General features: G+C 64.2%; 20 protein-coding genes. 13 read left to right on the top strand and 7 right to left on the bottom strand.

Annotated elements, in window-relative coordinates; all coding sequences use genetic code 11:
• Positions 1-105: 105 nt before the first annotated feature.
• Positions 106-372 carry an FAD assembly factor SdhE gene (locus AC0QC4_RS07670; protein ID WP_483659154.1) on the bottom strand — a complete coding sequence of 89 codons (267 nt, stop codon included), beginning with the start codon at positions 370-372 and terminating at the stop codon, positions 106-108.
• A gap of 218 nt (positions 373-590) precedes the next feature.
• On the opposite strand from AC0QC4_RS07670, the gene recG reads away from it, so the two are divergent.
• On the top strand, positions 591-2,657 hold the full coding sequence (gene recG, locus AC0QC4_RS07675) for an ATP-dependent DNA helicase RecG (RefSeq protein WP_483659156.1): 2,067 nt from the start codon (positions 591-593) through the stop codon (positions 2,655-2,657).
• Here the strand turns inward: recG and AC0QC4_RS07680 are convergent.
• Both AC0QC4_RS07680 and tyrS read right to left on the bottom strand, forming a co-directional pair.
• Entirely contained in the window at positions 2,654-2,983 is a 330-nt protein-coding gene (locus tag AC0QC4_RS07680; protein WP_483659158.1) for a PilZ domain-containing protein, read from the bottom strand. The two genes, recG and AC0QC4_RS07680, sit on opposite strands and share 4 nt — an antisense overlap.
• 74 nt (positions 2,984-3,057) lie before the next feature.
• Positions 3,058-4,284, bottom strand: coding sequence for a tyrosine--tRNA ligase (gene tyrS / locus AC0QC4_RS07685; RefSeq protein ID WP_483659160.1), 1,227 nt, complete (start codon positions 4,282-4,284; stop codon positions 3,058-3,060).
• A gap of 112 nt (positions 4,285-4,396) precedes the next feature.
• On the opposite strand from tyrS, the gene AC0QC4_RS07690 reads away from it, so the two are divergent.
• From AC0QC4_RS07690 to AC0QC4_RS07735, 10 genes are all read left to right on the top strand, one after another.
• On the top strand, positions 4,397-4,861 hold the full coding sequence (locus AC0QC4_RS07690) for a DOMON-like domain-containing protein (protein ID WP_483659162.1): 465 nt from the start codon (positions 4,397-4,399) through the stop codon (positions 4,859-4,861).
• Positions 4,858-6,066 (top strand): exo-beta-N-acetylmuramidase NamZ family protein, encoded by a 1,209-nt coding sequence (locus AC0QC4_RS07695; RefSeq protein WP_483659164.1) that lies wholly within the window; start codon positions 4,858-4,860, stop codon positions 6,064-6,066. The genes AC0QC4_RS07690 and AC0QC4_RS07695 overlap by 4 nt, the downstream gene beginning before the upstream one ends.
• Positions 6,067-6,170: 104 nt before the next feature.
• Complete coding sequence (locus tag AC0QC4_RS07700) at positions 6,171-7,235, top strand: beta-N-acetylglucosaminidase domain-containing protein (RefSeq protein WP_483659166.1); 1,065 nt, start codon at positions 6,171-6,173, stop codon at positions 7,233-7,235.
• A gap of 10 nt (positions 7,236-7,245) precedes the next feature.
• Entirely contained in the window at positions 7,246-8,511 is a 1,266-nt protein-coding gene (locus tag AC0QC4_RS07705) for an MFS transporter (RefSeq protein ID WP_483659168.1), read from the top strand.
• A gap of 86 nt (positions 8,512-8,597) precedes the next feature.
• Positions 8,598-9,542, top strand: a complete 945-nt coding sequence (locus AC0QC4_RS07710) for an NAD(P)H-dependent flavin oxidoreductase (protein WP_483659170.1) — start codon at positions 8,598-8,600, stop codon at positions 9,540-9,542.
• A 19-nt stretch (positions 9,543-9,561) separates the two neighbouring features.
• Positions 9,562-10,536, top strand: a complete 975-nt coding sequence (locus tag AC0QC4_RS07715; RefSeq protein WP_483659358.1) for an NAD(P)H-dependent flavin oxidoreductase — start codon at positions 9,562-9,564, stop codon at positions 10,534-10,536.
• Complete coding sequence (locus AC0QC4_RS07720) at positions 10,536-11,099, top strand: GNAT family N-acetyltransferase (RefSeq protein ID WP_483659172.1); 564 nt, start codon at positions 10,536-10,538, stop codon at positions 11,097-11,099. Before AC0QC4_RS07715 ends, AC0QC4_RS07720 begins: the two co-directional genes overlap by 1 nt.
• 26 nt (positions 11,100-11,125) lie before the next feature.
• Positions 11,126-12,256 carry a CaiB/BaiF CoA transferase family protein gene (locus AC0QC4_RS07725; protein WP_483659174.1) on the top strand — a complete coding sequence of 377 codons (1,131 nt, stop codon included), beginning with the start codon at positions 11,126-11,128 and terminating at the stop codon, positions 12,254-12,256.
• Between the two features lie 112 nt (positions 12,257-12,368).
• On the top strand, positions 12,369-14,486 hold the full coding sequence (locus AC0QC4_RS07730) for a PQQ-dependent dehydrogenase, methanol/ethanol family (RefSeq protein WP_483659176.1): 2,118 nt from the start codon (positions 12,369-12,371) through the stop codon (positions 14,484-14,486).
• Positions 14,487-15,028: 542 nt separating this feature from the next.
• Positions 15,029-18,592 (top strand): Calx-beta domain-containing protein, encoded by a 3,564-nt coding sequence (locus AC0QC4_RS07735; RefSeq protein ID WP_483659178.1) that lies wholly within the window; start codon positions 15,029-15,031, stop codon positions 18,590-18,592.
• Here the strand turns inward: AC0QC4_RS07735 and AC0QC4_RS07740 are convergent.
• Positions 18,582-18,851 carry a hypothetical protein gene (locus tag AC0QC4_RS07740; protein WP_483659180.1) on the bottom strand — a complete coding sequence of 90 codons (270 nt, stop codon included), beginning with the start codon at positions 18,849-18,851 and terminating at the stop codon, positions 18,582-18,584. The two genes, AC0QC4_RS07735 and AC0QC4_RS07740, sit on opposite strands and share 11 nt — an antisense overlap.
• On the opposite strand from AC0QC4_RS07740, the gene AC0QC4_RS07745 reads away from it, so the two are divergent.
• Positions 18,838-19,017: a hypothetical protein gene (locus AC0QC4_RS07745; protein WP_483659182.1), complete on the top strand. Its 180-nt coding sequence runs from the start codon at positions 18,838-18,840 to the stop codon at positions 19,015-19,017. The genes AC0QC4_RS07740 and AC0QC4_RS07745 overlap by 14 nt on opposite strands.
• A gap of 28 nt (positions 19,018-19,045) precedes the next feature.
• Here AC0QC4_RS07745 and AC0QC4_RS07750 read toward each other — a convergent pair whose 3' ends face one another.
• Positions 19,046-19,468, bottom strand: a complete 423-nt coding sequence (locus AC0QC4_RS07750) for a hypothetical protein (protein WP_483659184.1) — start codon at positions 19,466-19,468, stop codon at positions 19,046-19,048.
• Between the two features lie 279 nt (positions 19,469-19,747).
• Between AC0QC4_RS07750 and AC0QC4_RS07755 the strand changes: the two genes are divergently transcribed.
• Complete coding sequence (locus tag AC0QC4_RS07755) at positions 19,748-21,589, top strand: hypothetical protein (RefSeq protein ID WP_483659186.1); 1,842 nt, start codon at positions 19,748-19,750, stop codon at positions 21,587-21,589.
• 41 nt (positions 21,590-21,630) lie between these two features.
• Here the strand turns inward: AC0QC4_RS07755 and mmsB are convergent, their stop codons facing one another.
• Both mmsB and AC0QC4_RS07765 read right to left on the bottom strand, forming a co-directional pair.
• Positions 21,631-22,542 (bottom strand): 3-hydroxyisobutyrate dehydrogenase, encoded by a 912-nt coding sequence (gene mmsB, locus AC0QC4_RS07760; RefSeq protein WP_483659188.1) that lies wholly within the window; start codon positions 22,540-22,542, stop codon positions 21,631-21,633.
• Positions 22,543-22,632: 90 nt separating this feature from the next.
• On the bottom strand, positions 22,633-24,126 hold the full coding sequence (locus AC0QC4_RS07765) for a CoA-acylating methylmalonate-semialdehyde dehydrogenase (RefSeq protein WP_483659190.1): 1,494 nt from the start codon (positions 24,124-24,126) through the stop codon (positions 22,633-22,635).
• Positions 24,127-24,289: the final 163 nt, after the last annotated feature.

A 24,289-nucleotide genomic window follows, 5' to 3' on the forward strand; every position in this document is an offset into this window, starting at 1 on the left:
CAGGCGGGGAGTCGTAAACGGCCTTCGCCAATCCAGCCGATGACGTTTCGGTCCGCTAGTGCGGGTGTCGGATCCCCGCCTTCGCGAGAATTACGAATGCGGGACTCACCCCGGCATCTCGATATAATCCAGCCGCCGCAGCGCCTCGACCATAGGTCCGGCCAGATGCTGGGGCGGCTCGGTGCGTCCGAAGGCCCAGCTCATGATGTCGACGTCCTGCTCCGCCATGAGCATTTCGAACCAGCCGATCGCCGCATCGTCCCACCCCGCATGATGCGCATCGAAAAAGCCGCCGACCATATAGTCCGCCTCCCGCGTGCCACGATGCCACGCCCGATAACGCAGGGCCTTCAGTCTCGTTTCCCGATCCACAAATCACCCTCTCACAAAATCCGACTTTTCTGAGCTTGTCGAAGTGCCGTTCATGTTTGCTGCAGCCAAAAAATAAGGGCGCGATTGTCCAAGTTCAGCGTGGTCGGAAAAGGGAAACGGAAGCCGAGTTCCAAAACACCGACAGGCGAGCTGGCTTTCCGCCACTCGCCGTGCTGGCGCACCCGCGCCGCTTTTCCTATGCTGCGGGCCAGATAGCCATGCGTCCGATTATTCTCAACTCCCTGTTCGCCGAAATCGGTTCGCGCAAAGGCGTCGGGCCACAGATGGTGCGCTGCCTGGAGCGGCTTGGCATCAGCCGCGTCAAGGACGCCCTGTTTCATCTGCCGACCGGGCGGATCGACCGGTTGCGGGTTACCAATCTGGACGATGCAGTGGTTGGGCAAGGGGTCATCGTCCCGCTGACTGCGCAGGGGTACAAATCCGGCAGCAGTCCCAAGGCTCCTTTTCGGGTCGATGCCTTCGATCCCGCAGGCAATCACGTCGCCATCGTCTATTTCGGCCGCGCGCAGGGCATGGCGCGCAAGGCCTTTCCGCTGGGTGAGCCCCGGATCGTCGCCGGCCGGCTGGACCGCTACGGCGACATGCTGCAGATCGTCCGTCCCGACGCGGTGGTGGAACCGGCGCAGGCGGACAATATCCGCGTGCGAGAAGCGGTCTATCCGCTGACCGAGGGACTGTCCAACGGCCGGATGGCCGCGCTCGCGGCCGATGCACAGGCGGCTGCAGCCGATCTTGGCGAATGGATCGACACCGGTTTGCTGGCGCGCGAGATGTGGCCTGACTGGCGCGCCGCGCTCGCCCGCGCCCACGCCGACCCGCAGGACCGTATTGCCCGCGATCGCCTTGCCTATGACGAACTTCTCGCCAACCAGCTCGCGCTGCTGCTGGTGCGCGCTTCCACCCGCGCGCGACGAGGCAGGGCGATCACCGGCGACGGGCGTTTGCGCGCAATGCTCAACCTGCCGTTCGCGCCGACCGCGGCGCAACGCCGCGCCATTGCCGAAATCGATGGCGACCTGGCGCAAGCGGCGCCAATGCTGCGTCTGCTGCAGGGCGATGTCGGCTCAGGCAAGACGCTGGTGGCGCTGATGGCGCTGCTCGCGGCGGTCGAAGCCGGCGCGCAAGGGGCATTCCTCGCGCCTACCGAGATTCTCGCCCGCCAGCATTTCGAGACGCTGCGGCGCATGCTGACGGGGCTGCCGGTGGAGATCGGCCTGTTGACCGGGCGCGACAAGGGCAGGGCGCGTGAGGCGACATTGATGGGGCTTGCCGACGGCAGCATCCACATATTGGTGGGCACCCATGCCATTTTTCAGGAGGCGGTCGGCTACCGCGATCTCGGGCTGATCGTTGTCGATGAACAGCACAAGTTCGGCGTCGCTCAGCGGCTGATGCTGGCGCAGAAGGGCCGCACGCCGCCGCATGTGCTGGCGATGACCGCGACGCCCATCCCGCGCACGCTGACGCTGGCGGCCTATGGCGAGATGGATGAAAGTCGGCTCGATGAGCTGCCGCCGGGCCGCACCCCGATCGACACGCGCGTGGTCGCGGCCGAACGCCTGCCGCAGGTCATCGACGGCCTCGCCCGCCACCTCGCGAGCGGTCAGCGGGCCTATTGGGTCTGCCCGCTGGTCGAGGAGAATGAGGCAGTCGACAGCGCGGCGGCAGAGGAGCGCGCGCAATTGCTGCGGCTGCGCTTCGGTGACGATGCGGTCGGTCTGGTCCATGGCCGGATGAAGGGGCCGGAGCGGGATGCGGTGATGGAGGATTTCAAGGCCGGCCGCAAAAGCCTGCTCGTCGCGACCACGGTCATCGAAGTCGGCGTCGACGTGCCCGAAGCCAGCCTGATGATTATCGAGAGCGCCGAGCGATTCGGGTTGGCCCAGCTCCACCAGCTGCGCGGCCGGGTCGGGCGCGGCACGGCTGCCTCCACCTGCCTGCTGATTCGCGCCAACATGGTCGGAGAGACTGCACGGGCGCGGCTGGCGCTGATGCGCGAGACTAACGACGGGTTCCGCATCGCCGAGGAGGATCTGCGCCTGCGCGGCGGGGGCGAGGTGCTCGGCACACGCCAGTCCGGAGACGCTGCTTTTTCGATTGCCTCGCCCGAACAGGCCGAGCGGCTGCTGCCGGTTGCCCGTGACGATGCCCGGCTGCTGCTGGAGCGCGATGGCGGGCTCGATGGTGCGCGCGGCAGCGCCGCCCGCAATCTCCTCTACCTGTTCGAAAGGGACGCCGGCGTGGCCCTGCTGCGCGGCGGTTAGGCGACGTGCGCGCCGAGCGCGCGCAGCAGCGGAATATAGTCCCGCATCTCGATCTGCTCGACGAAATTGACGCCGCTGCGACCGCCGAGGGACCAGACGGTGCGCGCCTTGACCTTGCCGATCACCGGCATTGAAATGGTGACCATGCTGCCTTCCTCGAGCCGGTGCTCGTGCCGCATCAGCAACCCGTCGGCAGAGATATTGACCGCGGTGACCATCGCCGTGCGGCCGTCGGGCAGCGTCACCGGCAACCGCGCATACACATCGGTGCGCGGCGACTGACGCTGATCGACTCCGGCATAGGTTGCAGTTGTAAGCGGTGGCATAGTGGCAGCGATCCTCTGCCAAGCACCCTGCGCCACAGCCGGTAACAAACAGTTAACGCTGCGGCGAACTGCGCTCAGGCCACGGCCAACCCGTGTCGCTTGGCGCCAAGCTGCACCGGCACGGCTTCGCCTGAAACCAGGACGCGAAATGCCGGGTCGGAGACGGCGACGCCGCCCACCTTGACCGCGCCCTCGGCGATCTTGCGTTTCGCCTCATTGTTGGATGCGGTGAAGCCCAATTCCTTGAGCACCGCCAATATGCCCATCCCGTCCGGACCGACACTGACGGTTGGCAGGTCGCCACCGGCCTTGCCCTGCTCGAAAGTCTGCCGCGCTGTATCGGCAGCGGCGACTGCGGCCTGCTCGCCCCGGCACAGCCGCGTCACCTCGTCGGCGAGCCGCTTCTTCGCCTCGTTGATCTCCGCGCCTTGCAACGCCTCCAGCCGCGCGATTTCATCGAGCGGCAGATCGGTGAACAGGCGCAGGAACTTGCCGACATCGCGGTCATCGGTGTTGCGCCAATATTGCCAGAAATCGAAGGCCGGCAGCGCATCCTCGTTGAGCCACACCGCGCCCGCCGCCGTCTTGCCCATCTTCGCGCCCGCTGCCGTGGTCAGCAGCGGGGTGGTGACACCGAACAGCTCCGCCCCGTCCATGCGTCGTCCCAGCTCGATACCGTTGACGATATTGCCCCATTGGTCGCTTCCGCCCATCTGCAGCTTCACGCCCATTTCGCGCGACAGGTGGCGGAAATCATAGCCCTGCAGGATCATGTAGTTGAACTCGAGGAAGGTCATCGGCTGCTCGCGCTCGAGCCTGAGCTTCACCGAATCGAAGGTCAGCATGCGGTTGACGGTGAAATGCGTGCCCACTTCCTGCAGCAGCTCGATATAGCCCAGCTTGCCAAGCCAATCCTGGTTGTTGACCATCACCGCATCGGTCGGACCTTCACCGAAGGTCAGCAACCGCGCGAAAATCGTACGGATCGACGCGACATTGGCCTCGATCACTGCGTCGGTCAGCATCTTGCGGCTCTCGTCGCGCCCGGTGGGATCGCCGATCCGCGTCGTCCCGCCGCCCATCAGCACCACCGGCTTGTGCCCCGCCTGCTGCAAGCGCCGCAGCAGCATGATCTGCACAAGGCTCCCCACGTGCAGCGATGGCGCCGTGGCATCGAAGCCGATATAGCCTGGGATGATCTCTTTCGCCGCAAGCGCGTCGAGCCCGGCGGCGTCGGTCTGCTGGTGGATATAGCCGCGCTCGGAGAGGAGGCGGAGGAGATCGGATTGGAAGCTGGTCATGGCGCGGCGCGCCTAGCATGGAGAGCGGGCGTTGGGGAGGGTTATCGCAAAGCGGGGCTTGCAAAGGCATCCGGACTGCCGGTCCGCCCAAATCGACATCGCCACGAAATTGATGTGGATCGGTTCCGACGTCATGCGGGTCGATTTCGTTCTCATCGGCGATCTGGCAAAGCTGGTTATGCCCGCGCCCGCTTTGGAGCAGCGGTCCGACCGGCTGTGGGAGCATAGCTGTTTCGAGATATTTCTGGCCGATCATTCAGGCGCATACACCGAGATCAATCTGTCGCCATCCAGCGAATGGGCGACATACCGGTTCGACGGTTACCGCGAAGGCATGCAGCAGTCGTGGCTCGCCCCCTATCCGCATGTCGAACGGACGCCGGAGCGGCTGAGCCTGATTGCCTATCTGGAGATGCAAAAGCTGGATGATTGGCCTGTCAGCGTTGCCCTGTCCGCCGTAATCGAGGAAACCGGTGGCACCAAATCATACTGGGCCCTGCGCCACCCCCCCGGCGCGCCCGATTTCCACCACCCCGATTGCTTTGCGCTAACGCTTGAGGCACCGCCGCCCGCATGACGACGCATTTCGGTATCGACCGCCTCCTCGCAGACCCCGCCCTGCGCGCACCGCTCGCGGGCAAGCGCGTTGCCCTCCTCGCGCACCCTGCCTCGGTCACTGCCGATCTGACGCACAGTCTCGACGCGCTGGTCGCGGCGGGGGTCAACATCACCGCGATGTTCGGCCCGCAGCATGGTGTGCGCGGCGATCTGCAGGACAACATGATGGAGTCACCCGACTTCACCGATGCGATCTACAATATCCCCGTTTTCAGCCTGTACGGAGAGGTGCGCCGCCCGACCGGCCAGTCGATGTCGACCTTCGATATCATGCTCGTCGATCTGCAGGATGTCGGCTGCCGCATCTACACGTTCGTCACCACGCTGCTCTACGTCCTCGAAGCGGCGGCAGAGCATGGCAAGAGCGTCTGGGTGCTCGACCGGCCCAACCCCGCCGGTCGCCCCATAGAGGGTACGATCCTGCGCTCCGGCTGGGAAAGCTTCGTTGGCGCTGGCCCCATGCCGATGCGCCACGGCATGACGCTGGGCGAGATGGGCCACTGGTTCATCGTTCATTTCAAGCTCGACGTCGATTATCGCGTCATTGCAATGGAAGACTGGCGGCCGGACGAAGCCCCCGGCCACGGCTGGCCCGCCGACCGCGTCTGGATCAACCCCAGCCCCAACGCCGCCAACGTCAACATGGCCCGCGCCTATGCCGGCACGGTGATGCTGGAGGGTGCGACGTTGAGCGAGGGCAGGGGCACCACCCGCCCGCTCGAACTGTTCGGCGCGCCGGATATCGATGCGCGTGCGGTCATTGCCGAAATGCATCGCATTGCGCCGCACTGGCTGGATGGCTGTACGCTCCGCGATTTCTGGTTCCAGCCGACCTTCCACAAGCATGTCGGCCAGCTCTGCTCCGGCGTCTTCATCCATGCCGAGGGCCCCGCATACGACCATGCGATCTTCCGCCCGTGGCGCGTGCAGGCCAGTGGTTTCAAGGCGATCCGTTTGCTCTATCCCGACTATCCGCTGTGGCGCGGCACCGATTTCAAATATGAATATACCGAGGACGTCCTCGCCATCGACGTCATCAACGGCTCGCCGCTGCTGCGCGAGTGGGTGGATGATGCGGGAGCGACGCCGGACGATCTCGATGCGCTTGCCCAGCCTGATGAAGCAGCGTGGCTCGATACCCGCGCACCGCACCTGCTCTATTGAACGATGACCTTCGCAATCCAACCCGTAGCCCTGAGCCTGTCGAAGGGCGCTTTACCGATAAGCGCCCTTCGACAGGCTCAGGGCTACGGCAGTTAGGCGAGCGTATGCCCGAACTCGGGATCATTGAAGGATATTTTGGGCGCGCCTGGGACTGGAAGGCCCGCGCCGAAGTCGTCGCGCGCCTCACCCCCGCCGGATACCGCTTCTTCCATTTTGCCCCCAAGGCCGAAGCGCTGTTGCGCAAGCGCTGGCAGGAGCCGTTCGGCACGGACGGGCTAACCCCGCTCGCGCGCTTCGCAGGCCAGTGCCGTGACACGGGCATGCGCTTCGGCGTTGGCCTTACCCCCTTCGGCGTCCAATTCGGCTTCGGCTCAGACGAGCGCGCCGCGCTCAAGGCCAAGCTCGCCGAGCTGGATGCCGCAGGCATCGACGACTGCGCCATCCTGTTCGACGACATGGACGGCGCCATCCCAGACCTCGCCGCACGGCAGGCCGAGGTGATGGCCTTTGTCCTTGATCACAGCCGCGCCACCCGCTTCTTCCTCTGCCCCAGTTATTATAGCGACGATCCCGTCCTCGACCGCGTCTTCGGCCAGCGCCCGGACAATTATCTCGCCGATCTCGGACGGCTGATCGATCCGGCGGTGGCGATCTACTGGACCGGGGAAGAGGTGTGCGCGCGCGAAATATCCTGCGGTCATCTCGCAGACATCGCCGAACTGCTCGGCCGCAAACCTGCGCTGTGGGACAATTACCCGGTCAATGATGGCCCGCGCATGTCGCAATATCTGCACCTGCGCGCTTTCACCGGGCGCTCGGTGGAGGCTGGCGCGATGCTCAACCACCACGCCATCAACCCCATGTCGCAACCGCTGCTCGGCTGCATCCCCGCCCTGACGTTGCCGATGCTCTATGCGCAGGGTCAGGCATATCGCTATGGCGCAGCGTTCATGGAGGCGGCGGTTGCGGCGGTGGGGGAAAAACTCGCTGTCATGCTGCAGGCCGACCTTCTCACCCTCAACGACAGCGGCCTCGACCGGCTCAGCGATGAACGCAAGGCCAAGCTGACCACGCGCTATGCGGCCATCGACCATCCGGCAGCGCGCGAGGTTATCGATTGGCTGAACGGCGGCTATGCGATTACGGGGGAAATGCTGCAGACGCAGTGACGGGGGATAAATGACGCAGCACAAGGGCAACGCCCGCATCCTAGGCGCGAGCCTCGCCGGCACCGCAATCGAATTCTACGATTTCTACATCTACGCCACCGCTGCCGCTCTGGTGTTCCCGGCGCTGTTCTTTCCGTCCGAATCCCCCTCGGCACAGTTGCTTGCGTCCTACGCCACAATGGGCATCGCCTTCCTCGCCCGCCCCGTTGGCGGGATCATCTTCGGCCATTTCGGCGACAAGGTCGGGCGCAAATCAACCCTCGTCGCCTCGCTGATGATCATGGGGCTATCGACGCTGCTGATCGCTTTCCTGCCCACCTACGCACAGGCCGGATGGATCGCGCCCGCGCTGCTTTGCGTGCTGCGGCTGGGGCAGGGCATCGGTCTGGGCGGCGAATGGGGCGGGGCCAGCCTGCTGGCGGTGGAGAATGCGCCCGACGGCTGGCGCTACCGCTATGGCATCGCGCCGCCATTGGGCGCACCCGTCGGCTTCATCATGGCCAACGGCCTGTTCCTGTTGCTGGGCACGATGATGAGCGAGGCGCAGTTCTTCGCATGGGGGTGGCGCATCCCCTTCCTGTTCAGCGCCGCGCTGGTCATTACCGGCCTGTGGGTGCGGCTCAAGGTCAGCGAGACGCCGGAGTTCCAGGCCATGCTCGCCAAGGGCCCGCCGCCTGTGGCGCCGGTGCGGGAAACGGTGCGCGATCATGGTCGTGCGCTGCTCGCCGGTACCTTCGCCAGCGTTGCCTTTTTCGTGCTCTTCTACGTCTCGACCGCCTTCGCGCTGGGGCACGCGACCACGGTGCAGGGACTGGGGCGCAGCGAGGTGTTGCAGATGCAATTGCTGGCTATCCTCGCGCTCGCTGCCGGCATTTTCGTCGCAGGTTGGCTGGCCGACAAGCGCGGGCCGATGACGGCGATGATGGCAGGCGGCATCCTCGGCGTCCCAGCCGCACTGGCCTTCGTCCCCCTGTTCGGGTCGGGGGTGCCTGTGCAACTGGTCGCGGCGATGGCGCTGCTGCTGTTCGTCATGGGACTGAGCTATGGCACCGCCGGTGGCTGGTTGCCCAGCCTGTTCCCGGCACGCGTGCGCTATACCGGCACCTCGATCGCCTTCAACGCAGCTGGTGTATTCGGCGGAGCGGTTGCCCCCTATGGCGCGCAATGGCTGGCGAACGAGGGCGGACTCGGCTGGGTCGGCTGGTATCTGGTCGGCTCCTGCCTGCTCAGCCTGCTGGCGCTGCTGCTGGTGCGACGGCAACCGCTGGATAGCTGAGCCTGCGCTTATCGCAGATTGACTGTTGACGTTTACGTTTACGGAAACCACAGTCGGCGCAACGATACAGGCGTGGGAGAGGCGCTGTGCGCAATCGCATTACCGACATGCTCGGGGTCCAATACCCGATCGTGCAGGCCCCAATGGGCTGGATCGCCCGCTCGCAGCTGGCCTCGGCGGTGTCCAATGCCGGCGGCATGGGCATCATCGAAACCAGCTCGGGCCAGTTGCATGAGGTGCGCGACGAGATCGCGAAGATGCGCACCCTCACCGACAAGCCCTTCGGCGTGAACATCGCCCAGGCCTTTGTGCGCGATCCCGATATCGTCCAATTCGTCGTCGATCAGGGCGTCAAATTCGTCACCACCAGCGCGGGCGATCCCAACAAATATTGCGGCCCGCTGAAGGCCGCCGGTCTCACCGTCTTCCACGTCGTGCCGACGCTGGCGGGCGCGCTCAAGGCTATCGATGCCGGCGTCGACGGGCTGGTGGTCGAGGGTGGCGAGGGCGGCGGCTTCAAGAATCCGCGCGACGTCGCGCTGATGGTGCTGCTGCCGCTGGTCCGCTCGAAAGTCGATGTGCCGATCATCGCTGCGGGCGGCATCACCTGCGGGCGGACCATGGCGGCGGCGTTCATGCTGGGGGCAGAGGGCGTGCAACTCGGCACGCGCATGGTCAGCGCCGCCGAATCGCCGGTGCACCACAACTGGAAGCAGGCGATCATCGACGCCAAGGAGACCGATACCGTCTTTCTCAACCGCCACGGCCCCGGGCCTGCGCTGCGCGCGCTGCGCACCGAGCGCACCACACGGCTCGATGTCGAGGGCAGCGAGAATATCATGGGCGAGATGCGCGGGGTGCTCGATCTCTACTTCGGTGGCGACATGGAGGCCGCGATTGCGCTGTCGGGGCAGGTCGCCGGGCGGATCGATGCGGTCAAACCCGCCAGCCAGATCATCGAAGACATCATCGCAGAGTTCCACGACATCATGGCAGAGATGGCGCGCGATTACGCATCCGTCCCGGCCTGAGGGGAGAGACAAAATGGCAATCAAGACCCGCATTACCGAGCTGTTCGGCATCGAACATCCGATCATTCAGGGCGGCATGCATTATGTCGGCTTTGCAGAGATGGCGGCGGCGGTTTCCAATGCCGGGGGCCTCGGCATCATCACCGGCCTGACCCAGCGCACGCCCGACGATCTTGCGAAGGAAATCGCCCGCTGCCGGGAAATGACCGACAAGCCGTTCGGCGTAAACCTGACCTTCCTGCCGACCGTCAACGCGCCCGACTATCCCGGCTATGTCCGCGCCATCATCGAAGGCGGGGTCAAGGCGGTGGAGACGGCCGGCAACAATCCGGTCGCCGTGCTGCCCGCGTTCAAGGAAGCGGGCATCAAGGTCATCCACAAATGCACCTCGGTGCGCCATAGCCTCAAGGCGCAGGCCATCGGCTGCGATGCCGTCTCGGTCGACGGGTTCGAATGCGGCGGGCACCCGGGCGAGGACGATGTGCCCAATTTCATCCTGCTGCCGCGTGCGGCGGAGGAGCTGGACATCCCCTTCGTCGCATCGGGCGGTATGGCTGACGGCCGCAGCCTGGTTGCGGCGCTCGCGCTCGGTGCGGAGGGCATGAACATGGGCACGCGTTTCATCGCCACCAAGGAAGCGCCGGTGCATGACAATGTGAAGGCGGCGCTGGTTGCGGCCAGCGAACTCGACACGCGGCTTGTCATGCGCCCCCTGCGCAACACCGAACGCGTGCTGACCAATGCCGCGGTCGAACGGCTGCTCGAAAAGGAAAAGGCGCTCGGATCCGATATCAGGTTCGAGGACATCATCGAGGAAGTGGCCGGCGTTTACCCGCGGATCATGCAGGAAGGCACAATGGATGCCGGCGCGTGGAGCTGCGGGATGGTCGCCGGGCTGATCAGGGATATCCCGACCTGCCAGGAGCTGATCGACCGGATCATGGCCGAGGCCGAGGCGATTATCGACAAGCGCCTGCCGGGCTTTCGCGGCTGATGGCGCTGCGGCCGGCGACGATCGATGACAGCGCGGCACTGCTTGCGCTGATCGAGAGCGCCTACCGCGGCGATGCCAGCCGCGCGGGCTGGACCAGCGAAGCCGATCTGCTCGGCGGCCAGCGGATCGATGCGGCCATGCTCGCTGCCATGCTGGCCGACGACAACCAACGCCTGCTGCTGATCGAGGATGCGGATGGCATCGCGGCATGCGTCAACGTCGAGCGGCGGGATGGCTGCGGCTATGTCGGCCTCGTCACTGTACGACCGACCGGTCAGGGCAGGGGACTGGGGCGCCAGCTGCTCGTCGCGGCGGAAGAGGTGATCGCCAGCGAATGGCAACTCGCCACCGCAGAGATGACCGTCATCCGCCAGCGCACCGAGTTGATCGCCTGGTATGGCCGCCATGGCTATCTGCCGACCGGCGAGACCCGGCCCTTTCCTTATGGTGACGCCCGCTTCGGCGAGCCGCGGCGCGACGATCTCGAGTTCGTCGTGCTCGCCAAGGGGCTTGTGGAACAGACATTCGAGTTTGCATCGTCATCTCCGCCTTCGCGGCAATGACGACGTTGGAAAAAGGACTAGCCTGAATGCCCGGCCCATTACACGGTATCCGCATCGTCGAATTCGCCGGCATCGGCCCTGGCCCCTATGCCGGCATGATGCTGGCGGACCATGGCGCGGAAGTGATCCGCATCGATCGGCCCGGCGGCATGGTGCTGCCCGCCGATCCGCTGACCCGCAGCCGCAAGTCGATCAGCCTCGACATGAAGAATCCTGAGGCAGTCGCCATCGCGCGGGAGCTTTGCAAGACGGCCGACGGCATCATCGAAGGGCTGCGCCCCGGCGTGATGGAACGGCTGGGCCTCGGCCCCGATGTGCTGATCGGCGACAATCCCCGTCTCGTCTACGGCCGCATGACCGGCTGGGGGCAATATGGCCCCTATGCGCAGGCGGCCGGGCACGACATCAATTACATCAGCCTGTCGGGCGTGCTTCACACCGTTGGCCGCGCCGGTGAAAAGCCGGTGCCGCCGGTCAATTACATCGGCGATTTCGGCGGCGGGGGCATGATGCTGGCGTTCGGCATGGTCAGCGCGATCCTGTCGGCCAAGGCAACCGGCAAGGGTCAGGTGATCGACTGCGCAATGACCGACGGCTCGGCGGTGCTTTCTGCGATGACCTGGGGCTTCAAGGCGATGGGCGTGTGGGAGGATGAGGCCGGGGTCAACCGGCTCGACGGCGGCGCCCCTTATTACGACACTTATGTCTGCGCCGACGGCAAATTCATCTCGATCGGCTCGATCGAGCCGCAATTCTACGCCCTGCTGAGGAAGCACACCGGCCTCGATGCCGATCCCGCCTTCGACGCCCAGGACGACCAGTCGCAATGGGGCGCGCTCAAGGACAAGCTCACGAGCCTTTTCAAGACCAAGACCCGCGACGAATGGTGTGCGTTGATGGAGATGACCGACGTCTGCTTCGCCCCCGTGCTCAGCCTCGAGGAAGCGCCCAAGCACCCGCACAATGTTGCGCGCGGCACCTTCATTGACGTCGGCGGGGTCATTCAGCCTGCCCCTGCCCCTCGCTATTCGGAGACGGTGGTGGACACACCAACGCCGTCGCCCAAGGTCGGCGCGCACAGCGATGATATCCTCGCCGGTATCGGGTTCGATGCGGAGAAGATCTCGGCGGCGCGAGCGAGTGGGGCTGTGCGATAGGATGCCCCTTTGGTCATTGCGAGCGTAGCGAAGCAATGACGGGGAATTGAGCTACATTAAACACGGACACGACCCGGCAACAGGGCGGTCCAGGGCAAGAGGGAAGAGAGCGATGAAGGGCAAATTGCTGCTGTTGGTGTCGTCCGCCATGCTGGCTCTGGCCGGATGCGGAGGAGCGGTGGGCGATGGTGCGCCGGTGGTGGACGAAGCGCGTCTGCTGGCTGCGGCCGACAATCCCGACGATTGGGTGACGCATGGCGGCACCTATGAAGAGCAGCGCTTCTCCCGTCTCAACCAGATCACCGCGGACAATGTCGGCCAATTGGGTCTCGCCTGGTCCCACGAATTCGATACCAATCGCGGGCAGGAAGCGACGCCGATCGTCGTCGATGGGGTACTCTACACCACGACGGCGTGGAGCAAGGTTTTCGCCTTCAACGCCACCACCGGTGAGCAGTTGTGGAGCTATGACCCCGAAGTGCCCGGGCAAGCCGGGTTCAATGCCTGCTGCGACGTCGTCAATCGCGGTGTCGCGGTCTATGACGGCAAGGTCTTCTTCGGCACCATCGATGGCCGCCTGATCGCGCTCGACGCCGCGAATGGCCGCCCGGTCTGGTCCAAGGTGACGGTCGACCAGTCCAAGCCCTATACCATCACCGGCGCACCGCGCATCGTGAAGGGGCGGGTGCTGATCGGTAACGGCGGCGCGGAATATGGCGTGCGCGGCTACGTCTCCGCCTATGATGCCGATACCGGCGATCTCGACTGGCGTTTCTACACCGTCCCGCCCGCGCCCGGCGCACCGGCGGATGGTGCTGCATCGGACAGCGTCATTGAGCGCGCACGCGCGACGTGGCACGGCGACTGGGGCGAGTTCGGCGGTGGCGGGACCGTCTGGGACGCGATTGTCTATGACCGCGAATTCAACCAGATCCTGATAGGCGTCGGCAATGGCTCGCCCTGGAACCACAAGATCCGCAGTCAGGGGCAGGGCGACAATCTGTTCATTTCCTCGGTGGTCGCGCTCGACGCCGATACCGGCGAGTATAAGTGGCATTATCAGGGTACGCCGGGCGAAACCTGGGATTTCACCCAGACCCAGCCGATCATTCTTGCCGACCTGACCATCGACGGACGCCCTCGCAAGGTGATGATGCAGGCGCCGAAGAACGGCTTCTTCTACGTCATCGACCGAAGCAACGGTCGGCTGATCTCGGCCGAGAATTTCGTGCCGACGACCTGGGCGACCGGCATCGACATGGCGACAGGGCGGCCGATCGAGGCACCCAATGCGCGCTACACCGATGGCCCGTTCCTGGCATTGCCCTCGGCGCTCGGTGCGCACAACTGGCACCCGATGGCCTACAGCCCGGACACCAGCCTGGTCTATTTGCCGGCGCAGGAAGTGCCCTTTGCCTATGCCAACGATCCCAATTTCCGCGGTCGCCCCGGCGGCTGGAACCCGGGCATCGATTTCCTGGCCAATGGCGTGCCCGACGACCCGGCCCAGTTCCGCGCCATCCGCGCGCTGCTCAAAGGCCAGCTGAGCGCCTGGGACCCGATCCGCCAGCGCGAAGTGTGGCGTGTGCAATATGATGGCCCGTGGAACGGCGGTGTCCTGGCCACCCACGGAAATCTGGTCTTCCAGGGCAATGCCCACGGCCAGTTCCAGGCCTTTGCCGCCGATGACGGCCGCAAATTGTGGAGCTTCGAAGCCGGCACCGGCATCATCGCGCCGCCGATCAGCTATTCGGTGGATGGGGTCCAATATGTCGCGGTCATGGCCGGCTATGGCGGTGCCTATCCGCTGTCCTCGTCCTTCGTCGACAACCCGCGGCCGATGCCCAACGGCCGGCTGCTGGTGTTCAAACTCGGCGGCAACGCCCCTTATCGGGTCGAACAGATACCCAACCCGCCGGCGACCGAGGTGACCGACACCTTCTCCGCAGCACAGGTGGCGCGCGGGCGGCAGTTGTATGAATCGACGTGCGGGGTCTGCCATGGCCCGGCCGCGATCTCCTCCGGCGTGCTGCCGGATCTTCGCCGCCGCGCGACCGTTGCCAACGCCGATGCCTGGAAGAATGTGCTGATCGACGGCGCCCTGCAGGATCGCGGCATGCGCAGCTTCGCCCGCTATCTCACGCCCGCCGATGCCGAGGCGATTCGCGCTTATGTCGCGGATCGGGCGCGGGTGCTGCGCCAGCGGGAAGGTAACGCGCCCGGCCGCTGATCGCGACGGTCGAAGCCACTTTACCCGGTCCGTCCGCCGCATGCCTTGCCATGCCGCGGGTGACGTCATGGCGGTACCGTCTTGACGCCGGATTGTCATATGCCGAAACTAGACGATAGCCAGTTGCACGGTCGGGGGGCCTGCACGAATCGTTCCCCTATCGTTTTGTTTTCGACGGCTTCCACCATTTGTGGTTGCCGATGAGTGGAGTGTTGACGATGCCCGGTCCCGGTTCGATTGCAATCGTAGAAGTTAATGCTGATGATCAGGACGCGAGCACAACGAACATAGTGAAGACAGTATCGTTTGTTTTGCTGGACACGGCCCTGCGCGGACAGACGATCAACTTTACTGATCAGGGATGGCTTGCCACTGGTGGTTTCCGATCATCAAGCGAAGGGACAGTTACATTTACTATTCCCAGTGATGCTGCACTTGGCACGGTGTTCACGGTTACGGTGACTGGCGGTAATCCAGCATTCAACCCCTCTGCGTCGGGGGATTCAGTAATTGCCTACACCGGCACTTCAACCAGTCCCACCTTGCTGTTTGCTGTCCAGTTTGCTGGCCCCACTGCGGCGTGGGCAGCCAATGCCGATGACGCAAACACGTCGGCGGTGCCGACTGGATTGGTCGATGGCGATACCGCTCTCGCCTTTGCATTCGACAATGCCGCTTATGCTGGGCCATTGACCGGGTCTGCGAGCGAAATTTTGGCGAATATTGCAAACGAGGCCAACTGGACGACAAGCAACACTGCACGCGTCTCACCTCCCGGCAACTTTACAGTCGGTGGAGGCGGTGGTGGCGGCCAACCGACGCTGTCGATTAACGATGTGACAGCGGTCGAAAGCAGCAGCGGCACGACTGTATTCACCTTCACGGTAACGCGCTCCGACAACAGCACGGACGTCACATTCGACATCGCGACAGCGGATGGCACCGCCACGGCAGGCAGCGATTATCTTGCCAATGCATTGACCGGGGTCACGATGGCGTCGGGTGGCGCACTCACTCAGACCTTCACCGTGACAGTCAATGGCGACACGGCGACCGAGGCCAATGAAACCTTTTTCGTCAACCTGACCAATGTCACTGGCGCGACAGTGTCCGACGGCCAGGGTCAGGGCGTGATCACCAACGACGATGTCTCGATCGTCCGCATCTACGACATCCAGGGGGCAGGCCACCGCTCTCCATTCGAAGGGCAGAGCGTCGTCACGCGCGGCATCGTCACGGCCGTCGACTCCAACGGCTTTTACATTCAGGACGCGATCGGCGATGGCAACAGCGCCACTTCCGATGGTGTGTTCGTGTTCACCTCGACTGCACCGACGGTCTCGGTCGGTCAGGATGTGCAGGTCACCGGCACGGTCACTGAGTTCCTGCAGAGCAACAATGTCCAGCGCCTGACGCTGACCGAAATCACCGCGCCGACCATTGCGGTGCTCAGCAGCGGCAATGCGCTGCCCACGGCGGTGTTGATCGGCCCCGATGGCGTGTCTCCGCCGTCGGCGAATATCGAAGACGACAATTTCACCAGCTTCCAGCCGGCGACCGATGGTCTCGATTTCTGGGAAAGCCTGGAAGGCATGCGCGTGACCGTGCAGGACCCGATTTCGATCAGCGGCACCAACACCTTCAACGAATTCTACGCCATCTCCACGCGCGACTGGGTGGATACCAACGCCACGGGCTTCAACGCCAACCTCGGCGTGCTGGTGATCGATGGTGCGGTGGGCGGCGGCATAAACGTCAACAACACGATCGGCGGCGATTTCAACCCGGAACGCATCCAGCTGCAGGTCGACGCGACGGTCACCCCCGGCGGCCTCCCCACCGGCATCTCTCCCGGCGCACGGCTCAACGATGTCACGGGCATCGTCAATTACAATGCCGGCCAATATGAAGTGATTGCGACCACCGCGCTGACCGTCGCGCAAGCCTCGACCAACACGGTCGACAACACGACGCTGCTGGGCAGTTCGACCCATCTGACCATCGGCAGTTACAATGCCGAAAATCTAGATCCGGGCGACGGCGCGGCGCGCTTCACCGCGCTGGCCAACGATATCGCCTTTGCGCTGGGCGCGCCTGGCATCGTTGTGCTCGACGAAATCCAGGACAATAACGGCGCGACCAACGACAGCGTCGTTTCCGCCAGCATGACGCTGCAGATGCTGGTCGATGCAATCTTTGCCGTCTCCGGCGTCCAGTACAGCTGGATCGACAATCCGTTCATAACCGATGACCGCAACGGCGGGGAGCCCGGCGGCAACATCCGCGTGGCGATGCTCTATCGCACGGATACCGTCAGCTTTGTCGCCGGCAGCCTGCGCACCGCGACCGATCCTACAGATCAGGCGACCAACAGCGCCAACCCCTTCTTCGGGTCGCGCCTGCCGCTGGCCGCCGACTTCATCTTCAACGGCCAGACGGTCACCGTCATCGGCAACCATTTCACCTCCAAGGGCGGATCGAGTCCGCTGCTGGGCTCGATCCAGCCTTCGACCAACGAAGGCGAAGATCGGCGCGGGGGGCAGGCATCGCTGGTCAACGCGCTGGTCGATTCCATCCTGACCGGCAATGCCAACGCCAACATCGTCGTCGCAGGGGACTTCAACGATTTCCAGAACGAGGAGCCGCTGCGCATCCTGACCGGCCAGAATGACTGGAACGGCACCGCAGCGATCGCGCCTGCCGGTCCGCAGGTGCTCAGCAATCTGTCCTTCCTGCTGCCGCCGGAAGAACGGTTCAGCTACCTGTTCGAAGGCAACGCCCAGCAGATCGACCACATCCTGGTGTCGAACGCGCTGTCGGCGGGCGCTCAGTTCGATATCGTTCACCGCAACACGCTGTTCGGGGAAATCAACTCCGACCATGACGCGCTGGTCACCCGTCTGTTCATCCCGCCAGCGCCGATCAACGGCACGGCAGGCGCCGAAACGCTGACTGGCACCGTGGGCAACGACACGATCAACGGTCTCGATGGCAACGACGTGCTGTTCGGCGGCGGCGGAGAAGACCAGTTCAACGGCGGCGCAGGCGATGATGTCATCGTTGTGGACAGCGCCGGCGATGTGGTAACCGAAAATGCCAATGAGGGCACCGACCGCGTCGAAACCGCGCTCGGCGCTTACACGCTGACCGCCAACGTCGAAAATCTCGAATACACCGGTTCGGGAGCCTTCTCCGGCACGGGCAATGGCCGGGACAACGCCATCGTCGGCGGTGGGCAGGGTGACACGCTATCCGGCCTCGACGGTAATGACACGCTCGGTGGCGAAGCAGGCGATGACACGCTCGACGGCGGCAACGGCAACGACCGATTGATCGGCGGCACCGGTGCCGACACGATGAACGGCGGCGACGGAGATGATATCCTCTCCCGCGACAACAGCGGCGATGTCGCCAACGGCGGTGCTGGAAACGACACGGTCGAGCTGTACGGAGGCGGCGACTATACGGCGGCCGGCGATATCGAGATTATCGCGGTGCGCTTTGCCAACCCGCTTACCAGTGCCAACATCGTCGCCAACGGGCTGGACAACCAGATCAGCGGTGGCGCAGCGGCGGATGTGATCCAGGCGCTGGGCGGCAACGATGTCGTCTATGGCCGCGGCGGAGGCGACATGATCATCGGCGGCCTCGGCCTCGACAGATTGTTCGGCGAGGCCGGTGATGACTCTCTGGCAGGGCAGGATGGCAATGATCTGCTCTATGGCGGCGACGGCGCGGATCGGCTGTTTGGCGGGAGCGGTGTCGACACCATGTGGGGCGGCACCGGTGCGGACATCTTCGGCTACGATGCGATCACCGAGACAGGCGCGACCCGCGCCACCGCTGACATCATCGGCGATTTCAGCCGTGCCCAGGGCGATCGCATTGACCTCAGCGTCATCGACGCGATTGCCGGCGGCGACCCGACCGACGCCTTCAGCTTCATCGGCACCGCCGCCTTCGGCAATGTGGCTGGCCAGCTACGCTATGATGTGGTCGGCGGGGCGAGTTTCGTCTCGGGCGACGTCAACGGCGACGGCATTGCCGATTTCGTCATCCGGGTGAACGGGGTCACCAACCTGCAGGCAGGCGATTTCATTCTTTAACCAACTCTCCATCCAGACTGAGGGAAATACCATCATGCCAGGACCAGGCAGCATTGCATTCATCCGTTTCGGCGCAGATACAGCAACCCCCGGCGGCAAGACGCTCAGCTTCGTGCTGCTTGATCCGTCCCTGCGCGGCCAGACCATCACCATCACTGACCGAGGCTTGGACCGCCGCAGGAGCCTTTACCACCACTGAGGGAACAACAAGTGTAGCTATTCCCGCCGACGCGGCGATCGGTACGGTGTTCAGCGTCACTGGCCTGACCGGACAGTTCAACCCATCCGCGACCGGCGATGCATTGCTCGCTTACATCGACGGCACCACGCCGCTGTTCCTCGGCGCAGTGCAGCTTGGCAGCGGCACCGCTGCCTGGCCGGCGATGCAACCAACGCCAACACCAGCGCGGGCCCCACCCGCCTGACCAGCGGCACCATCGCTCCTGCTTTTGCCTAAGACAATGCTGTCCACACAGGTTCGCTCACCGGCCCGCCTGCCGAGATTGCCGCCAACGTTGCACTGTCGAGCAGCGATTTCCTGTTCACGGGGCCATAAGCCTTGGCAGCGGCTTCGAGCCCAATCCCGAAGCCGCGGCTTGTCATGGGCAACGCTGGCTCCGACCGTGCCCGCTCACCCGTGCCGATCGGCATCATCCGGGCAACTGCTAACCATATCGCCGATGTCGGCCACACGCGGGGCACCCGCCAGTATCGTCCCGAGAGGTCGCCATCGTTGGCCGAGCGGACGTCGCCTGCGGCCTGATGGGCATCGATGCCAGCACCGCAGTACCCGAGCGATGGTGCTTTGACGTTGTGGACCGGCATTAACCAAGTCGCGGGCTTCACATACATCTGCCGCTTCTCGGGCGTCATCATCGGCGGAAGGGGCTTAACCAATCTTCGGTGGGACGTCGCCACGCTATGTCATGACCAGTCGAGACGGAACTAGCCAACATCCATTTCGGTTTTTGGCAACGGCTTCAACTGCTTGATGCTCCATTCGACCCGACTGATTTTCCGTGAGATCGGCATAGCTAACAACAGGTTAAGTATCTTGACCGCCAGAGCAGACGGGTTCATTTCAGTGCCGAATTGAGACCCTGAGTCGCACGGGGCGCAATTTTTGTGGCCCTAAGGGGCGTTTGGGGGACTAGCATGCCAGGACCAGGCTCTATCGCAATCGTTTCCTATGGTAGCGATTCAGGCACGAACGGGAAATATTTCAGCTTCGTGCTGCTCGATCCGACTTTGCGCGGACAAACGATCAGCTTTACCGATCAAGGCTGGCTTGCGGCGGGCGGTTTCAGAACTGCGGGTGAGGGCACGACCACCTTTGCGATTCCAGCCAATGCGGCCATCGGCACGGTATACACGGTCGCTTATCCGGGCGGCGGCTCGTTTGATGTTTCCTCGGCTGGCGATTCGATCATCGCTTATATCGGTACCGCTGCGTCGCCTACGCTGCTGTTCGCCGTTCAAGTGGCGGGGTCCACGGCTGCCTGGGCAGCCGATGCGGTCGACAGCAATACGTCGGCCGTGCCAACCGGCCTGACCAACGGCGATACCGCGCTGGCCTTCAATACCGACAATGGCGTTTACAACGGCCCATTGACCGGTTCGGTACAGGAAGTGCTGGCAGCCATTGCCAATGAAGCCAACTGGATCGGTGCCAATAATCAGCCCGACAATTATGTCTGGCCCGCGGCGAACAGCTTCACTGTCGCCAACACCGTTGTTGGCGGCGCGACCCCGGGTGACGATACCCTGTCCGGTACCTTCGCCAACGACACGATCGACGGCCTCGACGGCAATGACGTCCTGAACGGCGGCGATGGCGATGACACCCTGTCTGGAGGCCTTCTCAACGACGTTCTGACCGGTGGCAGCGGGACAAATACCCTTGCTGGTAACAGCGGCAACGACATCTTCGTCATTTCCAGCGCCACCGATACGGTGATCGAACTCGATGGCGAAGGCACCGACCGCGTCGAAACCACTTTGGCCAGCTACACCCTGCCAGCCAATGTCGAAAATCTGGAATATACCGGCGCGGGAGCTTTTGCCGGCACCGGCAACGCTCTCGCTAACATCATCGTCGGCGGCGGATCGGGCGACACACTCAATGGCGGCGATGGGGATGATTCGCTGGGCGGCGAAGCGGGCAACGACACGCTGATCGGCGGTCTCGGCAATGACAGGCTGACTGGCGGCACCGGCGCCGATACCATGAACGGTGGCGACGGGGATGACACGCTGGTTGTCGATAACGCCGCCGATGTCGCCAATGGCGGCACTGGCACTGACACCGTGCAGGTCAGCGCCGCTGGTCTCAGCTACGCGATAGCCGCCGATGTCGAGATTGTTACAAACGCCTCGGGTGGCGATCTGACGGCGACGCTGAACGCCCTCGCCAACACCTATGGCGGCAGTGCAGGGGTCGACACTGTGCTCGCTGGCGACGGCAATGACGCCGTCTATGGCCGGGGCGGTGCCGATAGCCTTGGTGGCGAAGGCGGCAATGACCGGCTGTTCGGCGATGCCGGAAACGACGTGCTGAACGGCGGTGCCGGTCAGGATCTGGTCTATGGCGGCGCGGACAATGACACGCTGAACGGCGGCGATGCCAATGACACGCTCTACGGCGAAGCAGGAAATGACACGCTCACCGGCGGCGCGGGTGTCGACATCCTCAATGGTGGCCTTGGTGCAGACGCCTATGTGTTCAACGTCGGCGACACCGGCGCAACCCTCGCTACGGCCGACCGCATTCAGGGTTTCAGCAACGCACAGGGTGACAAGCTGCATTTGATCGGGCTTGGCCTGAGCAGCTTCATCGGGACCTTTGCCTTTACCAACGTCGCTGGCCAGGTGCGTTATGAGCTGATTGGCGGGAACACCTATATTCAGGGCGACAGCAACGGTGATGGGGTCGCGGATTTCATGATCCGACTCGACGGAAACGTCACCGTCACTCCGGGCGATTTCATCATCGGCTAAGTCTGACGCCGTTTGCGATATGCGATGCAGGGGCGGTCAGTTCACCGCTCCTGCATCGTCTTTATGATGCCCGAGAAATCCTTGCCGCCATTGCCTGCATCGGCAAACGCCGCGTAGAGCGCCGCTGCGCGCTCGCCCATTGGCACCTCCGCGCCGACCGATTGCGCCGCCTCCATTGCCAGCTTGAGGTCCTTCAGCATCAGCGCGGTGGCAAAGCCGCCGTCATAGCCGCGATCCGCAGGCGTCTCCGGCCCGACGCCGGGCACGGGACAATAGCTGGTCATCGACCAGCATTGGCCCGATGCTTGGCTGGAGATGTCGTAAAAGGTCTGCAAATCCAGCCCCAGTTTCTCGGCCATGGCGAACGTCTCGCAGGTGGCGATCATCGACGCGCCGAGCAGCATGTTGTTGCAGATTTTCGCCGCCTGTCCCGCGCCCGACCCGCCCGCATGGATCACCGCTTTGCCCATCGCCGCCAAGATCGGCTCGGCGCGGGCAAATGCTTCGGCGCTGCCGCCGACCATGAAGGTCAGCGTGCCGCCATTGGCCGCTGCAATGCCGCCCGATACCGGCGCGTCTGTGACCGCTAGCCCCTTGGCTGTCGCCGCCTCGGCATTGGCGCGCGCGGTAGCGACGTCGATGGTCGAACAGTCGATCAACAGCGTGCCTGGCGCGGCGTTGGGGAACACATCGCTCTCATAGACCGCCGCGACATGGTGCCCGGCGGGCAGCATGGTGACAACCACTTCGGCACCGCTCACCGCCTCGCCCGCGCTCGGCGCGGCAAGGCACCCCGCCGCCGCTGCCCGTTCCAGTGCCTCGGCGCTGAGATCGAAGGCACGAACATCATGCCCCGCCTTCGCCAGATTGGCCGCCATCCCGCCGCCCATATTGCCAAGCCCGATGAATGCGATGCTGGTCATTTGAAACTCCAATCCAACTTCACCCGTCATTGCGAGCGCAGCGAAGCAATCCAGAGCGGCGTGGCACCACCCTGGATTGCTTCGCTGCGCTCGCAATGACGGTACTTTGATCTCATGGCCTCACCCCATCGTCGGGATGACAAACGCATTTCCCCCATCCGGCGATCCATCCGGCCAGCGGGCAGTGACGGTCTTGACCTTGGTCCAGAACTTCACGCCCTCCATGCCATGCTGGTTGGTGTCGCCGAAGGCCGAGCGCTTCCAGCCGCCGAAGGTGTGATAGGCGACCGGCACCGGGATCGGCACATTGATGCCGACCATGCCGACATTGACGCGCGCCGCAAATTCCCGCGCGGCGTGGCCGTTGCGGGTGAAGATGGCGACGCCATTGCCATATTGATGCTTGCTGGGCAGCGCGAGCGCCTCCTCGAAGCTGGCGGCGCGGACCATCTGCAGCACGGGGCCGAAAATCTCTTCCTTGTAGCTTTCCATGTCGGTGGTGACATGGTCGAACAGCGTCGGGCCGACGAAGAAGCCTTCCTCATGCCCCTGCAGTTTGAACCCGCGTCCGTCGATCACCAGTTCCGCGCCCTCGTCGACGCAGGTCTGGATCCAGCCTTCGACCTTTGCCTTGTGCGCGGCGGTGACTACCGGCCCGTAATGCGCTTGCGGATCGGTCGAGACGCCGACGCGCAGCGCCTCGATCGCCGGGATCAGCTTGGCACGCAGCCGGTCGGCGGTCTCATCGCCCACCGGCACCACCACCGGCAAGGCCATGCAGCGCTCGCCCGCCGAGCCGAAAGCCGCACCCGCCAGATCATTGACCACCTGGTCGAGATCCGCGTCCGGCATGACGATGCCATGGTTCTTGGCCCCACCCATCGCCTGCACCCGCTTGCCGTTGGCGACGCCGCGATTGTAGACATAATGGGCGATGTCGGAGGAGCCGACGAAGCTGACCGCGCCGATGGCCGGGTGGTCGAGGATGGCATCGACCATCGCCTTGTCGCCATGCACCACCTGGCAGATGCCTTCGGGCAGGCCCGCCTCGATCAACAGTTCGGCGAGCCGCACCGGCACGCTCGGGTCACGCTCGCTGGGCTTGATCAGGAAGGCGTTGCCGGTGGCGATGGCGACGCCGGACATCCACAGCGGGATCATCGCCGGGAAGTTGAACGGGGTGATGCCCGCGCCGATGCCGATCGGCTGGCGCATCGAATAGACGTCGATGCCCGGCCCCGCGCCTTGGGTATATTCGCCCTTCAGCACGTGCGGGATGCCGCAGCAGAATTCGATGACCTCCAGCCCGCGCTGGATGTCGCCTTTGGAATCCGCGATCACCTTGCCATGTTCGGAGCTGAGCAGATGCGCCAGCTCGTCCATGTTCGCTTCCACCAGCCGCTTGAATTCGAACATCACCCGCGCGCGCCGCTGCGGGTTGGTGGCTGCCCATGCCGGTTGCGCGGCGAGCGCGGCCTGCACTGCCTGCTCCAGCACGGCGGCATCGCCCAGCGCGACGCGCGCCTGCACCTGGCCGCTGTTGGGATCGAAGATATCGCCCGTGCGGGTGGCTGGTCCGGAGCCGCCGCTGATGAAATGGTCGATCTGGCGCATGCTCTTCTCCTCAAATCCTGTTCTGGCGCCTCGATAGAGGCTCGGCCCGTGCATGGGAACCGCGCATCATGCCGAATGCGATGGGATGTGCGCCGGTTGCTGTCCCGGCGCCTTCGCTGAGGCTGCTTGACGCTCGGCACCGGCTTGGCTCATATAGAACATA

It is taken from the genome of Sphingomonas sp. jy18 (assembly GCF_056931895.1).

What these genes read in the sequence shown, in the direction of transcription:
- AC0QC4_RS07725 (WP_483659174.1), top strand. Translation starts at nt 11,126, where the DNA reads ATGCCCGGCCCATTACACGGTATCCGCATCGTCGAATTCGCCGGCATC.
- AC0QC4_RS07755 (WP_483659186.1), top strand. Translation starts at nt 19,748, where the DNA reads ATGCCAGGACCAGGCTCTATCGCAATCGTTTCCTATGGTAGCGATTCA.
- AC0QC4_RS07720 (WP_483659172.1), top strand. Translation starts at nt 10,536, where the DNA reads ATGGCGCTGCGGCCGGCGACGATCGATGACAGCGCGGCACTGCTTGCG.
- tyrS (WP_483659160.1), bottom strand. Translation starts at nt 4,284, where the DNA reads ATGACCAGCTTCCAATCCGATCTCCTCCGCCTCCTCTCCGAGCGCGGC.
- AC0QC4_RS07750 (WP_483659184.1), bottom strand. Translation starts at nt 19,468, where the DNA reads ATGATGACGCCCGAGAAGCGGCAGATGTATGTGAAGCCCGCGACTTGG.
- AC0QC4_RS07730 (WP_483659176.1), top strand. Translation starts at nt 12,369, where the DNA reads ATGAAGGGCAAATTGCTGCTGTTGGTGTCGTCCGCCATGCTGGCTCTG.
- AC0QC4_RS07690 (WP_483659162.1), top strand. Translation starts at nt 4,397, where the DNA reads ATGTGGATCGGTTCCGACGTCATGCGGGTCGATTTCGTTCTCATCGGC.
- AC0QC4_RS07705 (WP_483659168.1), top strand. Translation starts at nt 7,246, where the DNA reads ATGACGCAGCACAAGGGCAACGCCCGCATCCTAGGCGCGAGCCTCGCC.
- AC0QC4_RS07680 (WP_483659158.1), bottom strand. Translation starts at nt 2,983, where the DNA reads ATGCCACCGCTTACAACTGCAACCTATGCCGGAGTCGATCAGCGTCAG.
- AC0QC4_RS07695 (WP_483659164.1), top strand. Translation starts at nt 4,858, where the DNA reads ATGACGACGCATTTCGGTATCGACCGCCTCCTCGCAGACCCCGCCCTG.
- mmsB (WP_483659188.1), bottom strand. Translation starts at nt 22,542, where the DNA reads ATGACGGGTGAAGTTGGATTGGAGTTTCAAATGACCAGCATCGCATTC.
- AC0QC4_RS07765 (WP_483659190.1), bottom strand. Translation starts at nt 24,126, where the DNA reads ATGCGCCAGATCGACCATTTCATCAGCGGCGGCTCCGGACCAGCCACC.
- recG (WP_483659156.1), top strand. Translation starts at nt 591, where the DNA reads ATGCGTCCGATTATTCTCAACTCCCTGTTCGCCGAAATCGGTTCGCGC.
- AC0QC4_RS07700 (WP_483659166.1), top strand. Translation starts at nt 6,171, where the DNA reads ATGCCCGAACTCGGGATCATTGAAGGATATTTTGGGCGCGCCTGGGAC.